This is a genomic window from Erythrobacter sp. JB1-4, assembly GCF_057365025.1.
This window is the reverse complement of the sequence record NZ_CP200292.1, coordinates 2,355,347-2,368,151: the sequence shown is the minus strand read 5'-3', so window position 1 is coordinate 2,368,151 and position 12,805 is coordinate 2,355,347. Positions and strand designations below refer to the sequence as shown.

Below are 12,805 nucleotides of genomic sequence, written 5' to 3'. Positions count from 1 at the left end.
CACGCGGCCACTGCGTAAATATACTAACCATGAGTGACAAAGGTTCCATCTCGGCGAGAGGTCAGTTGTGACTCTTGCAACTCATCGCCGTTTACAAAGCTAACTCCCGCCCCTCGACTTTGTGCTTTTGGTAAAGGGGTAAGAGCATCGCGCAGCAACGTTTTAAAGCTTGTTCTGTCCGCCGCCTGTGCAATCGAAGACGTCACAGTGAACTTTAGCAATCCTTCCATCCGGTCATTGCACGCTTGATCGATATCGGCCCGCAATTGGCATACGATTTTTTGCGCAGAATGGGCGCTCACACCCACGAAGAGTATACCGAATTGGTTTTCTGCGATCCGGCCAATTACGTCACTGTCACGCTGCCAGGCGCGGATAACATCGGAAATTTCGCGCAACACCATATCGCTTGTGTCGGGCCCCCATTTTTCCATGATCCGATCAAACCAATCGAGTTGGAGCACCGCGAGGCAGACCGGCATATCCAGCCGTTGAGCGGTCGCAAGAGCTGGCTCGCAGCCGTGTTCAAAGGTTCGCTGGTCAAGGAAACCAGAAACGGGATCTGCGCGCTGTGCACCGTGCCGTATCTCAATCGCTTCGCGCACTGCGATCGCAATAAGGGCAATGCCCAAAATCGCGGTCAAAATTGTAAGCACAAGCACATTGACTGCGCCCAATTCAATCGTGCGATTCACGAGAGAGCCAACTTCGATTTTGAGATAAAGGACCCAAAGTGGTCTCAACAAGCTGAAACCGGCAAGCAGGCTCATGGTCCATACAAGCACGCGGTCAAATACGTTGGTGGAGCGCGCCGTCCACAAGGAAACAGCGCCAATTCCAAAAAGCAATCCACTTGTTCCATTTTGCACAAGCAGGGCAACCGAATGCTCTTCTTCGCTCAAAGCAAAAAACAAAAGTGAACACGAAATAACGCTGACCACGGACATTCCAAGCAGTGGTGTTCTTTGTTTAAGCCGCGATGTTGCTCCCCACACGATCGCCATCACGCTGGTACAGGCGAGGCCATGCAAGAGTGAGGTAACAAGCGATGAATTTGCCGCAGGAATGGCAATGACCACGGTCATGACCAGAAAAAGCGCCAAAAAACCGATCCCAAAGCTAAAGAGATGAACCCTAGATCGATCAGCATTCCAGAGGTAGAAAAACGCCCCGGCAAAGACCAGCGCGAGGGCAGGCCATACTAGCGCTGTAACAATCTGCATGCCCGCTCCACAAGCTTTGACTGACCCGCACGATTCTGGGCGGTTTGACATAGAATTGTAAATCGCGATCACACAACCCTTGCGTGCAGATGCTTGCAAAAAGTCGGCCAAATGTTCCTTTCTAGGACGCCTGAAACATGCCACCATCATCCCTGTCGCTTGTGCATTGGCGCGAATTGGGCGAGGCAGGCGCGTGGGCAGAGGCTTGGGCAGAGGCGTGGGCAGAGGCGTGGGCAGAGGCTTGGGCAGAACGCGGTGGGCATTACGAAGTGAGCTTTTTAGGATCGCCACTGAGTTTATGCAGCGCACATTAAATTGGTTTGGGAGCCGCAATTTGCAAAAGAACGCAATCAGAGGATTGGTCGCAGGATACATGGTCATCTTCTTGATGGCCACAACTTGGCCGGGCGCTATGCTTTACAATGTCGCGGCCCCTCCGGTTTTTGGCCTCCCCTTCAACCTCTTTGTGATCGCAGCCTTGATCGTCATTGCGCTCGTGCTGCTCGCAGCGCTTTATGTCAGCGAAACCAGGGCTGAGGACTAAGCGGCAATGGAACGCTGGCACATTATTGCAGCCGTCATCGCAGCCTATCTTGGCGTCACCCTTGCGATTGGGCTTTTGTCGGGTAGGCGCGCTTCGAAAAGCGTTGCAGGTTATGTCGCCGGAGACCGCGATTTTGGCCTTCTGGTCATGTATTTCGTGCTCGGCGCGTCGATCTTTTCCGCCTTCGCATTCCTTGGCGGGCCGGGCTGGGCCTATAGCCGGGGAGCAGCAGCCTTCTATATACTGTGCTACGGTGTGCTGGGCATTGTGCCTTACTTTTTCCTTGGGCCAAAAGCGGCGGCATTGGGCCGCAAATTTGGCTATGTGACACAGGCACAGCTGATTTGCGGGCGTTTCCCATCGCGCGCGCTCTCCTTGATGATTGCGGTTCTAACCGTGCTTGCCTTCATCCCCTACATCACCTTGCAAATGCGCGGTGCAGGGATCGTGATTGAGGCAGTGACCGAGGGCAATGTGCCGCTTTGGGCAGGCGCTTTGGTCGCTTATGGCATCGTGCTGATTTATGTGCTGTTTTCTGGGGTTGCCGCGGTTGGTTGGACCAATACGTTCCAAGGCATTTTCATGCTCACCATCGCATGGACGCTAGGGCTGTATCTGCCAATTTCGCTCTATGGCGGTGTGGGTGAGATGTTCAGCCAGATTTTGGCTGAGCGACCAGAGCTTCTCACTATGCCTGGGCTCACCGCGTCTGGCGAACCTTGGTCATGGGGCGGGTATTCCAGCGCTATCATCGTCTCTGCTGTGGGCCTGATGATGTGGCCACACCTGTTCATGAAGGCCTTTACCGCAAGGAGCGACAACACTCTTCGCCAGACCGTTGTCCTGTTCCCGACCTTTCAGCTGTTCTTGATCCCGGTGTTTTTGATCGGGTTTGCAGGCGTGCTTTATCCCAAAGCTCCGCCCTCGTCCGATTTCATCTTGCCGTTCATGATCCTCAACGCAGAGCTTCCCGCTATCGTAGTGGGGCTGTTTTGTGCAGGCGCTTTATCGGCATCCATGTCCACCGGCGATTCCCTGATGCATGCTGCTGCATCGGTTACCGTGGAGGACGGGATTAAGCCCTTCAAAGACATGTCGGACGAGGCGCGCAGGCGCCTTATTCAGGTGCTGGTCGTTGTGGTGGGCGCGATTGCATTCGTGTTCGCTGTAAGCGAAGGCATGTCGCTCGTGGTGCTGCTCCTCACGGCCTATGGCATTATCTGTCAGCTTGCCCCGCCCATCGTTGCCGCCATGTACTGGAGCCGTGCAACCACCGCGGGGGTTATCGCAGGGTTTGCAAGCGGTTCGCTAACCGCTGCATTCTTCTTCCTGAGCGGATATTTCGGCAATGACCTGCGGCCCTATGATCTGCACGAAGGGATGCTCGGGCTTATGGTGCATGTGCCTGTTCTGATTGTCGTGAGCCTCCTCACCCAGCCGCAAACGGCGGATCACAGCGAAGGGTTCACTAAGGCCACAGCCTGACTGTCAAAAAGAGCGGATTTTCAAGCCGTCTAAATTTCTGTAAACTAGCGCTTATGCATCTGTTCGAGATTCTTATTGTCTTGCACGTGATCGCCGGGACGACCGGCCTCATCGCCTTTTGGGTGCCGATTGTTGCCAAAAAAGGCGCAGTGAACCACCGGCGCTGGGGGCGCATTTGTTGCTACGGCTTTATCGGTGCAGGCGCGCTTGCAATCGCGATGGCTTTGATCTCACTATACGGGTCCGAAGAGCGGCTTCCCTCCGTCACAGACCGGGTCCTGTTCGAGGGGCTGTTTGGATGGATGATGCTTTACCTTGGCATCCTCACCATTGGCTTTGCTGATTATGGCCTTGCTGTGGTCAAACATTCCCGCAATCGCGCAGCCCTTCGGGCCCCGCGCTATCAGATTGTGATCGCCGCCGTTTTGCTGTCCGCTGCCTATTGCTTCTGGTTCGGATTTGGCATTGGCGAGGCGCTGATGATGGCTGTCGCGTGCCTTGGCATTGTCGCGATGAGCATTCAGCAGCTTTACATTTGGCGCGCTCAGCCGCCGACCAAACGCTCCTACGTGGGCGAGCATTTCCGTGCGCTGATCGGCATGGGGATTTCCGCCTACACCGCCTTCATGTCAGTGGGTCTAATCCGATATATCCCAGAGCATGTCTTCAACCCGCTCGTCTGGGCTTTGCCAAGCACCGTTGGCGTTGCTTTGATCATTGGTTTCTCGCTTCAAGCCAAGCGCAAGACTCCTCCAAGGAAGCCTCCTAAAGCCCAGCCCACATCCGCGTAAGGTTCGCGATGGTCTTGTCGATCATCAAAAGCTCAGGCGCACTCGCTGGAAGTTTCACGGCCAAAGACGCGCGTGTGTTTTGCAGATCAAACAGCAATTCACGCTGATTAACGTCGCGGATATGGCTTTCTATCCATCCCACGGCGACCATGCGCGTGCCCTTGGTCACGGGGGTCACTTCATGCACGCTTGATGAGGGATAAAGCACCAAATGCCCCGCCTCACCTTTAATCGTTTGCGTCATACCGGCGGTCTGCACCACCAATTCGCCGCCCTCGTAATCCGCCGGATCGCTTAGGAAGAGCGTGAATGAGATGTCGGTGCGCAGCTGAGCATCGCCCTTTCCCATCAGAGCATTGTCGATATGCGCGCCGTAATGACCCCCATCCCGGGTCTTGCTGATGATAAGGTTCGATATGCGCTTTGGCCGCGCGCCTGCTTTGACGATGGCGTTGTCTGTGATGATCGGCATCAGCATCTGGCTTATCGCGCGGCCTGCTGCATTGGTCATTACCGCTTGGGCATTGTCCTTTACCCGCGCGGCCACCATGCCAGCCGTCTTGCGCCCATCCTGCCACTCGAGCTTAGCAAGCGCGCCTTGAATTTCGGCAAGCTTTGCGAGGTCAGAAACAGCGGCAATATTGAGGATCATACATCCCTCTTGATAATCGTTTGCAAAAAGGATCGCTTGGCTTATGGCTAGCACAAACCTCTGCTGATTTGGAGCACTGTGTCATGAAAGTCGAATTGAAAACCTGGGGCACGCTTGGCGTTGCAACCGCTTTGGGACTTACTATTGCAGGTTGCTCTGGCGACGCTGGCGAAGGCGATAGCGCAGGCGAAGGCGGCGAGAATGCTGTTGTTGGCACCGCTGGAGAGGGCGAAGGCGGCGTAGGAGAAGGCGGCGTAGGTGAAGGCGGCGAGGGTGGTGAAGGCACTGGCGGAGAGGGCGGCGTAGACACGTCTGCTGCCTCAAACGATCCGGTTGTCTATGGCTCTGCCCTTGCGATTGCCGAAGCCCATGTGATTGCCGCGCGCGATGCTTATGCAGCAGGCGAAAAAGAGGCAGGCGCTGAGATGTTCGCGCACCCCGTTTCCGAGGTTTTGCTGGAACTGGCACCCGTCTTTGCTGAGCGCGGCGTGGATGACCTCTCTCCGCTTTTCACAGGCGCATCAGACGCAGCCCTTCAGGGGGCTACCGCTGATGAAATCGCTGCCAAAGCGCAAGGCATCATCACCGCCCTTCGCGCAGCTGAAAACAAAGCACCCACCAGCGATGCAAGCGCAGGAAAAGTGGCCGCCGGCGTTGTGGCTGATCAAATTGAGCGCGCGGCCCAGATGTACGGCCAAGCCGCCGACACCACGATTTATGGCCCGTACCTTGATGGCTATGGCTTCTATAAGGCGGCTGAGGCGGCCTACGAGCGTTCTGGTGGCGCAATCAATGGCGAAGATGCAGACCTTGCAAAGGCAATCGAAGAAGCGCTTGCATTGCTGGCAGAAGCCTACCCCAGCGTTGAGCGTCCAGAGAGCTTGGATGCAGATCAAGGCGCACTTTCAGGGGCATCGGCAAGCGTTCTGCTTGCCGCGAGCTGATCCCCCTTCCCTTACCAAAGCGATACGGGCATAGGCGCTTGCCATGCATGATATTCGCTTAATCCGAGACGACCCGGACGGGTTTGATGCCATCCTTGCACGGCGGGGCCACGCCCCTGTCTCAGCGCAGATCCTCGCGCTGGACGAGGAACGCCGCGCGCTCACCACAAAGCTGCAAGAGATGCAATCGCGCCGCAATGAAGCCTCCAAGGCCATTGGTATGGCGATGGGTCAAGGCGACAAAGAAAAGGCCGAAGCGCTGAAGGCTGAAGTTGCCGACCTCAAGCAGTCCATGCCCGCGATCGAAGAGCAAGACCGAGAGCTTGGCGCAAAGCTGCAAGACACAATGCTGGCTCTTCCCAACCTCCTCGACCCGTCTGTGCCTGATGGGGAGAGCGAGGACGATAATCAGTACCTTCGCGAGTGGGGCGAAAAGCCGAGTTTTGACTTCGACCCCCAAGAGCACGCCGATATGGCACCAGCATTGGGGATGGACTTCGAAACGGGCGCCAAGATTTCGGGTGCGCGCTTTACCTTTCTGCGCGGCGATATGGCGCGCCTTCACCGTGCGCTGGGTCAGTTCATGCTCGACACCAATACGCGCGAACATGGCTTTACCGAATGCAATCCGCCGCTGCTGATTAATGAGCAGGCAGGCTACGGCACCGGGCAACTTCCCAAATTTGGCGAAGACCTGTTCTGGACCAAGGACGACCGTATTCTCATCTCCACATCCGAGATGGTTCTGGGCAATTCGTTCCGAGAGCAATTGTTTGCTGAAAGCGATTTCCCCATGCGGCTGACAGCCCTCACCCCATGCTTCCGTTCTGAAGCGGGCGCAGCTGGGCGCGACACGCGCGGCTTTATCCGTCAGCACCAGTTCGAAAAGGTCGAGATGATCGTTGCCGCAACGCCCGATCAGGCGGCGCAGGAGCATGAACGGATTACAGGAATTGCCGAGGGGCTCTTGCAGAAACTGGGGCTCCACTACCGCGTAATGGCGCTATGTTCTGGCGATATGGGCGCGTCGATGATGAAGACCTATGACCTTGAGGTTTGGCTGCCAGGGCAAGGCGCTTACCGCGAGATCAGCTCTTGCTCTGATGGTGGCACCTATCAGCCGCGTCGGATGAACGCGCGCTATCGCCCGGAAGGGTCGAAGAAGAGCGAGTATTTCCACCTCCTCAACGGCTCTGGCCTTGCAGTTGGACGCACTCTTGTTGCGGTGATCGAGAACTATCAGCAGGCCGATGGCTCGGTCCTGGTGCCCGAAGCGCTGCATTCTTATATGGGCGGTGTGACCAAGCTTGAGCCTATCTCCTAATGCGCATCCTGCTTACCAATGATGATGGCATTCATGCACCGGGCCTTGAGGTCTTGGAGCAGATCGCAGCGCAGTTTTCCGACGATGTTTGGGTATGCGCTCCTGCTGAAGAGCAATCGGGTGCGGGGCACTCGCTAACCCTCAATCGCCCGGTGCGCTTGCAGCAGTTTTCTGAGCGCCGCTTTGCCGTGACGGGAACGCCGACGGACAGCGTTTCTATGGGCCTTCGCGAAGTATTGGGGCCCGACCGCAAGCCAGACCTAATCCTTTCAGGCGTCAATCGCGGCGCGAACCTTGGCGATGATGTTACCTATTCCGGTACAGCCTCCGCAGCGATGGAAGGCGCGCTTGCTGGCATTCGCTCTATCGCGCTTAGCCAAGTCATCTCGCCAGAGACGCGCGGTAGTGACGCGGAATTTGCGCAGGCGCAGGAATGGGCGCCCAAAGCGATTAAACCATTGGTCGATGCGCCCTTTGGCAATCGCACGTTTCTCAATGTGAATTTCCCGCCTGTGGGCGCGCAAGGCATTCGCATCACGCGCCAAGGCTTCCACGACTATTCGCGCGGCAGCGTTGTCGAGGGGACTGACCCGCGCGGCCTTAAATACTTCTGGTTTGGGCTCCACCCAATTGAGCACACGCTTGACCATGGCACCGACTTGGAAGCGATTGCGGACCGATATGTCACTGTCACACCGCTCCAACTCGACTTGACGCATTACCCAACAATCGACAATCTCGCAGGCAGATTTTCGTGAGCGGGTTCGAGGGGTAAGGCACAAACGCGATGGCATTACGCGACACAGAGCGTTCCCTTACTCGCTCTGGCGACAGGCAACGAGGTCGTCACCCGGCACAAAAGCGTCCAAGGCCGCTGCGGCGCGCGGTTGGTCTGCCGGTCTGGGCCGATGTAACCATTCGCCTTGGCGCAGCGCTTTTCCTTATCTTCATTGTCATCATGATCCACTGGTTCGACCGCGAGGGGCTGGTCGATAGCGTTGATGGCCATGTCAGCTTCCTAGACGTGGTTTATTTCACCATGATCTCGATCACGACGACGGGCTTTGGCGATATTGCGCCTGTAACGGATAGCGCGCGATTGAAAGAGGCGGTGATTGTGACCCCGATCCGCTTCCTCGTTTTCTTTATTTTCGTAGGCACAGCCTATAACTTCATCATCAAACGCAGCTGGGAGAAATGGCGCATGGCTCGCATTCAGGATAAGCTTTCTGACCATGTGGTTGTCCTTGGCTATGGTGTTTCGGGCTCGCAAAGTGTCGAGGAACTGATTGAACGCGGCACAGATGCTGACCGTATTGTGGTCGTCGACCCAAGCGAAGACCGCCTGCGCGAAGCAGAGAAGCTGGGCGTCAATGTCATGGCGTCTGATGCGACGCGTGATGAAACGTTGAAAGCGGTGCGCATTCAAACGGCGAAGAATGTGCTTGTCTCGGCAGGGCGCGACGACACCTCGATCCTGATCGTCTTGACTGTGCGCCACCTTGCCCCGCGCGTCCCGATCAGCGTGGTGGTGCGCGCGGATGATAACGAATTGCTGGCAAGGCAGGCGGGCGCGGACAATGTCATCAACCCGGTGCGCTTTACCGGGCTTCTGCTCGCAGGCTCAGCCAACGGCCCGCACATCGCCGACTATCTTGCGGACCTCGCCTCTGTCTCAGGGCGCGTCCAGTTGGTCGAACGGGTCATCACAGAGGCGGAGTGTGGTTGCTCTATCGGCGAGCTCAGTACCGGCGGCAGGGGCCTTCGTATTTATCGCAATGGCCGCGCCATCGGCTTTTGGGAGGAGGAATGTGAGAACCTCCAACCCGGCGACGTGATTGTCGAGATTGTGCCTTCGGAAAAGGTCAACGGGGACAGCTGACCTGTCTTAAAGGAAGAGCAGGAAAGCCCCACCCATTGCCGCCATTCCAAGGATGAAGTGGCCACTATCGATTGCAAAGAGCATTCCTGATTTGCGCTGAAACAGATAGTTTATGCCCATTGCTGGCACCATAATCCCGACCGCAAAGCCCAGTGACATCATCATGACAACATGCGGCGCAGCGCCCGTACGCGCGATCAGATGCCAAAGCACCATGGCAATCAGCATCTCAAACAGAAAGCAAAGCCCGAAGATAAGCACCATATTGCCGCCCTCTACGTCTTTGTCCGACAGCCCTGCCGCCTTTTGCCAAGCCTTCCCAAACAGCGCGCCGTACCAAATCATGCCCACCACAAAGAACGCGGCGGCTCCGGCCAGCACTGGCCATAGTGCGAAGTCATTCATGTTTGATCCCTCCTTAATTCTCGGCTTGGTGTAGCGGGCTGGGCGCGCATAGGAAAGCGAGCGCTGAAGCCCACCCCGCTTGCGGGAGGGGTTGGGGGTGGGCACTGGCACTCCCGTCAATTACGGTGTAGGGGCGCGCCCATCATGACCAACGCAACAACTCTCCCAGACGCCAAGAAAGTCGGCATGGTCTCGCTTGGCTGCCCTAAGGCGCTGGTCGATTCTGAGCGCATTCTCACGCGCCTTCGCGCAGATGGCTATGCGATGAGCCCCGATTATGCAGGCGCGGATGTGGTGCTGGTCAACACTTGCGGTTTTCTCGACAGCGCCAAAGAAGAGAGCCTTGCCGCCATCGGCGAGGCGATCAACGAGAACGGCCGTGTCATCGTCACCGGGTGTATGGGCGAGGAAGCCGATGCGATCCGGGCCGCTCACCCACAGGTTTTGGCAGTAACGGGCGCACATCAATATGAGCAAGTGGTTGAGGCCGTGCATGAACACGCGCCCCCCAGCCAAGGGCCGTTTGTAGACCTGATCCCGCAACCGGACATCAAGCTCACCCCGCGCCATTACAGCTATCTGAAAATTTCCGAAGGCTGCAATCACTCCTGTTCGTTCTGCATCATTCCCGACCTTCGTGGGAAGCTGGCCAGCCGACGCATCGACGCGGTGCTGCGCGAGGCGGAGAAGCTGGTCGCGGCGGGCACAAAAGAGCTTTTGGTGATCAGCCAAGATACGTCGGCCTATGGCGTGGATACCAAGCATGATCCACGAAAGTGGAAGGGCCGCGAGGTCCGCGCCCATATGACGGACTTGGCGCGTGAACTTGGCCAACTGCGCACAAGCGAAGACCGCGCGCCTTGGGTGAGGCTGCACTATGTCTACCCCTACCCGCATGTCGACCAAGTCATCCCGCTTATGGCTGAGGGGCTTTTGACCCCATATCTCGACATCCCATTCCAGCACGCTAGCCCTTCCGTCCTTAAATCTATGCGTCGCCCCGCAAATGAGGCGAAGGTGCTCGATCGGATCAAAGCATGGCGCGATATCTGTCCCGATATCGCTATCCGCTCCTCATTCGTCGTCGGCTTCCCCGGTGAGACGGACGCGGACTTCCAATATCTGCTCGAATGGCTCGAAGAAGCGCAATTGGACCGCGTTGGCGGTTTCCGTTTCGAACCCGTCGAAGGCGCGCGGGCGAATGACCTGCCGAACCCGGTACCAGAAGAGCTCAAAGAGGAACGGTACGCTGCGCTTATGGAAGCGACCACCCGGATCAGCGCGGCAAAGCTTCAGTCCAAAATCGGACGCACGCTTCCCGTTATCATCGACGAGGTGGGTGAGCCTGACGAAGACGGCGACATAGGTGCCACTGGCAGATCACAGGCGGATGCCCCAGAGATCGACGGCGCAGTATACCTTCGCAACGTCCCCGAAACCCTCCGGTCAGGCGACATAGTGGATGTGAACGTCGAAGACGCCGATGCACACGACCTTTTCGGCGTCGTTTCAAAGCAATAGACAAGATCGCTTTGCGTGAAACATAACCGGTTGTCCCTTCCGAAAGCGCAAACATCGCCATGATGATCCAGATTACTTCGCGGTTCGCATTCGATTTGGACGAACCCACCGATGCTTTGATGCAGTTCGAAGCCGCAGCCCTGCCTGAACAACGCATCATAAAGAGCAACACAAGGCTGAGCCCGTCAGACACTATGGCCAAGGTGCCAGCGCAAGACGGTATCGGAGAGCGGATCTGGCTACGCGCGCACGCAACAGTTGAGGTCGAATATGAAGCGAGCGTAGAGGTTGGGCGCCGCATCCCGGAGCTTGCCTCGCTTCAGCAGCTTCCCATGCACAAAATTCCCGGTGAAGCGGTGCAGTATCTGATGGATTCGCGCTATTGTCGCGGTGGACAGTTTGAGCATTTTGCAGCCAAGCAATTTGGTTCAATGACAGGCGGCGAACGGATCAAAGCAATCTGCGACTGGGTCGCTCAAAATTTCGCCTATGTACCCGGTGCAAGCAACGTGCAAACCGATGCAGCCGAGAGCTTTATCACCCGCCAGGGCATCTGCCGCGATTACGCGCATATGGTGGTCGCTTTGGCGCGTGCCTCGACGATCCCTGCCCGGTATGTTGCATGCTATGCCCCCGGCGTCACACCGCAAGATTTTCATGCGGTCGCGCAGGTATTTCTGGCTGATCCTGCCAATCCTGAGGTTGGCATTTGGCAATTGGTCGATGCGACAAGGATGGCCGAGCCTCAGGAAACAGCCATAATTGGTGTGGGACGCGATGCAGCCGATGTCAGCTTCCTCACGACGTTTGGGCCAAACTGCTTTCGTTCAAGTCAGGTTGCAGTCAACAAAATTTAGGCACTCGCCCGAAGAACCATCTTCACTGGCACACGCTGCACTTTAGGCAGCTTTGCCCCTTCGTTAAGCGCGCCCGCTACCGCCTCGACCAACATGCGCCCCGCCATATCAAGGTCAGGTTCTATCGTGGTAAGAGTAGGCGACGTCATCTCGCTTGCTGGAATGCCATCAAAACCCACCAGCCGCACGTCGTCAGGAATTCTTTTGCCCGCAGCTTGCAGTTCTTCGATCACTCCAAATGCCAGCGCATCGCACACGGCAAAAATGCCATCGCAAGTCGGGTGCTCTGACAGCAGTTTGCGGGTTGCCAAGCGGCCTTGTTCGCGTCGGTCTCCTGCCGGTTCAATCTCGATAAGATCAGCGTGCGCGCCGCTTTCTCGCGCTTGTTTAAGGAAGACCTCTGCGCGTTCTGCAAACTGGCGTTGGGGGCTACCCAATGACCCGATGCATACCAAGTTCTTGGAACCTTGTTTGGTCAAATGATCCGCCGCCGCCTTCGCGCCTTTTTCGTTGTCAGAAACCACCCAATCGAGATCGCCCAGCGGCGAGCCCCAAAACGCAACGGGCGCACCGGTCGCAGCAGCGCTTTCGCCAACGCCCCGGAAATACTCCCAAGCCGCCCTGTTGGCTGTAGTGCCAATGACAATCAGCCCCTCGGCCTGTCCCCGCTCAACATAATGGCCGAAAAGCTTGTCTTCCTCAGCTTGAAGCGAGACGAGCACCTCCAAGCCTTGTTCAGCAGCAGCGGCGCAAATCCCGCCCAAAAGAGCATAGGAGAACGGGTTAACATCGCGCGCACGCTCGCCGGGTTTGCAGATAACCACCACAGCCAAGGTGCCAGTGTGCCCACGCCTCAACCGGGCCGCGCGCTCATCTACGAAATAGCCCATCTCTTCGGCCGTGGTCATGACCTTTTGCCGGGTTGCCTCACTGATGACAGCTGAGCCGGACAAGGCGCGGCTCACCGTCGACTGACTTACACCAGCACGTTCTGCCACATCAAAACTGGTGATCCGCGCGTTGCGGCGAAGATCGTCCATAGCATTAAGGCCCTTTGCCAACAGCGGTATCGCAGCCATATGTTAGCACGCGCCTCATTTGAATAGCTATGCAATGTATGGTCCACATCTAGCACATACTGCTATGGGGTGACGGAAGATGGCGGGCGATTGCGCCT

The 12,805-nt window shown here is 56.9% G+C and carries 14 protein-coding genes; 10 read left to right on the top strand and 4 right to left on the bottom strand.

The genetic code is table 11. The annotated features are described in order from the left end of the window. Window positions 1-23: 23 nt before the first annotated feature. Window positions 24-1,223: a GGDEF domain-containing protein gene (locus AC0V61_RS10940; RefSeq protein ID WP_486157468.1), complete on the bottom strand. Its 1,200-nt coding sequence runs from the start codon at window positions 1,221-1,223 to the stop codon at window positions 24-26. A gap of 137 nt (window positions 1,224-1,360) precedes the next feature. Between AC0V61_RS10940 and AC0V61_RS10935 the strand changes: the two genes are divergently transcribed. From AC0V61_RS10935 to AC0V61_RS10920, 4 genes are read left to right on the top strand one after another with little or no spacing between them, the layout of a single operon-like run. Further along, window positions 1,361-1,537, top strand: coding sequence for a hypothetical protein (locus AC0V61_RS10935; RefSeq protein WP_486157467.1), 177 nt, complete (start codon window positions 1,361-1,363; stop codon window positions 1,535-1,537). 20 nt (window positions 1,538-1,557) lie between these two features. Further along, window positions 1,558-1,767 (top strand): hypothetical protein, encoded by a 210-nt coding sequence (locus AC0V61_RS10930; protein ID WP_486157465.1) that lies wholly within the window; start codon window positions 1,558-1,560, stop codon window positions 1,765-1,767. A gap of 6 nt (window positions 1,768-1,773) precedes the next feature. After that, on the top strand, window positions 1,774-3,252 hold the full coding sequence (locus tag AC0V61_RS10925) for a sodium:solute symporter family protein (RefSeq protein ID WP_486157463.1): 1,479 nt from the start codon (window positions 1,774-1,776) through the stop codon (window positions 3,250-3,252). A gap of 53 nt (window positions 3,253-3,305) precedes the next feature. Next, window positions 3,306-4,043: a hypothetical protein gene (locus AC0V61_RS10920; protein ID WP_486157461.1), complete on the top strand. Its 738-nt coding sequence runs from the start codon at window positions 3,306-3,308 to the stop codon at window positions 4,041-4,043. Here AC0V61_RS10920 and AC0V61_RS10915 read toward each other — a convergent pair. Further along, window positions 4,018-4,695: a Fe2+-dependent dioxygenase gene (locus tag AC0V61_RS10915; RefSeq protein WP_486157460.1), complete on the bottom strand. Its 678-nt coding sequence runs from the start codon at window positions 4,693-4,695 to the stop codon at window positions 4,018-4,020. The genes AC0V61_RS10920 and AC0V61_RS10915 overlap by 26 nt on opposite strands. 83 nt (window positions 4,696-4,778) lie before the next feature. On the opposite strand from AC0V61_RS10915, the gene AC0V61_RS10910 reads away from it, so the two are divergent. Genes AC0V61_RS10910 through AC0V61_RS10895 form a run of 4 tightly spaced genes read left to right on the top strand, consistent with a single transcriptional unit; the run spans window position 4,779 to window position 8,845 of the window. Further along, complete coding sequence (locus tag AC0V61_RS10910; protein ID WP_486157458.1) at window positions 4,779-5,639, top strand: hypothetical protein; 861 nt, start codon at window positions 4,779-4,781, stop codon at window positions 5,637-5,639. Window positions 5,640-5,682: 43 nt separating this feature from the next. After that, on the top strand, window positions 5,683-6,963 hold the full coding sequence (gene serS / locus AC0V61_RS10905; protein ID WP_486157456.1) for a serine--tRNA ligase: 1,281 nt from the start codon (window positions 5,683-5,685) through the stop codon (window positions 6,961-6,963). After that, complete coding sequence (gene surE / locus AC0V61_RS10900; RefSeq protein WP_486157454.1) at window positions 6,963-7,721, top strand: 5'/3'-nucleotidase SurE; 759 nt, start codon at window positions 6,963-6,965, stop codon at window positions 7,719-7,721. Before serS ends, surE begins: the two co-directional genes overlap by 1 nt. A 29-nt stretch (window positions 7,722-7,750) precedes the next feature. Then, the gene (locus AC0V61_RS10895; RefSeq protein ID WP_486157452.1) at window positions 7,751-8,845 is read left to right on the top strand and encodes a potassium channel family protein; all 1,095 of its coding nucleotides are present in this window, start codon (window positions 7,751-7,753) and stop codon (window positions 8,843-8,845) included. A gap of 6 nt (window positions 8,846-8,851) precedes the next feature. Here the strand turns inward: AC0V61_RS10895 and AC0V61_RS10890 are convergent, their stop codons facing one another. Then, entirely contained in the window at window positions 8,852-9,250 is a 399-nt protein-coding gene (locus AC0V61_RS10890; protein ID WP_486157450.1) for a DUF1761 domain-containing protein, read from the bottom strand. Between the two features lie 144 nt (window positions 9,251-9,394). Here AC0V61_RS10890 and rimO point away from each other — a divergent pair, with 144 nt between their 5' ends. Further along, a complete protein-coding gene (gene rimO / locus AC0V61_RS10885; RefSeq protein ID WP_486157448.1) occupies window positions 9,395-10,771 on the top strand; it encodes a 30S ribosomal protein S12 methylthiotransferase RimO in 1,377 nt (458 codons plus the stop codon). 59 nt (window positions 10,772-10,830) lie between these two features. Beyond that, the gene (locus tag AC0V61_RS10880) at window positions 10,831-11,628 is read left to right on the top strand and encodes a transglutaminase-like domain-containing protein (RefSeq protein ID WP_486157446.1); all 798 of its coding nucleotides are present in this window, start codon (window positions 10,831-10,833) and stop codon (window positions 11,626-11,628) included. Here the strand turns inward: AC0V61_RS10880 and AC0V61_RS10875 are convergent. Next, complete coding sequence (locus AC0V61_RS10875) at window positions 11,625-12,707, bottom strand: LacI family DNA-binding transcriptional regulator (protein ID WP_486157444.1); 1,083 nt, start codon at window positions 12,705-12,707, stop codon at window positions 11,625-11,627. The genes AC0V61_RS10880 and AC0V61_RS10875 overlap by 4 nt on opposite strands. Between the last annotated feature and the right edge of the window lie 98 nt (window positions 12,708-12,805).

What these genes read in the sequence shown, in the direction of transcription:
- AC0V61_RS10940 (WP_486157468.1), bottom strand. Translation starts at nt 1,223, where the DNA reads ATGCAGATTGTTACAGCGCTAGTATGGCCTGCCCTCGCGCTGGTCTTT.
- AC0V61_RS10935 (WP_486157467.1), top strand. Translation starts at nt 1,361, where the DNA reads ATGCCACCATCATCCCTGTCGCTTGTGCATTGGCGCGAATTGGGCGAG.
- AC0V61_RS10925 (WP_486157463.1), top strand. Translation starts at nt 1,774, where the DNA reads ATGGAACGCTGGCACATTATTGCAGCCGTCATCGCAGCCTATCTTGGC.
- AC0V61_RS10920 (WP_486157461.1), top strand. Translation starts at nt 3,306, where the DNA reads ATGCATCTGTTCGAGATTCTTATTGTCTTGCACGTGATCGCCGGGACG.
- AC0V61_RS10915 (WP_486157460.1), bottom strand. Translation starts at nt 4,695, where the DNA reads ATGATCCTCAATATTGCCGCTGTTTCTGACCTCGCAAAGCTTGCCGAA.
- AC0V61_RS10910 (WP_486157458.1), top strand. Translation starts at nt 4,779, where the DNA reads ATGAAAGTCGAATTGAAAACCTGGGGCACGCTTGGCGTTGCAACCGCT.
- serS (WP_486157456.1), top strand. Translation starts at nt 5,683, where the DNA reads ATGCATGATATTCGCTTAATCCGAGACGACCCGGACGGGTTTGATGCC.
- surE (WP_486157454.1), top strand. Translation starts at nt 6,963, where the DNA reads ATGCGCATCCTGCTTACCAATGATGATGGCATTCATGCACCGGGCCTT.
- AC0V61_RS10895 (WP_486157452.1), top strand. Translation starts at nt 7,751, where the DNA reads ATGGCATTACGCGACACAGAGCGTTCCCTTACTCGCTCTGGCGACAGG.
- AC0V61_RS10890 (WP_486157450.1), bottom strand. Translation starts at nt 9,250, where the DNA reads ATGAATGACTTCGCACTATGGCCAGTGCTGGCCGGAGCCGCCGCGTTC.
- rimO (WP_486157448.1), top strand. Translation starts at nt 9,395, where the DNA reads ATGACCAACGCAACAACTCTCCCAGACGCCAAGAAAGTCGGCATGGTC.
- AC0V61_RS10880 (WP_486157446.1), top strand. Translation starts at nt 10,831, where the DNA reads ATGATGATCCAGATTACTTCGCGGTTCGCATTCGATTTGGACGAACCC.
- AC0V61_RS10875 (WP_486157444.1), bottom strand. Translation starts at nt 12,707, where the DNA reads ATGGCTGCGATACCGCTGTTGGCAAAGGGCCTTAATGCTATGGACGAT.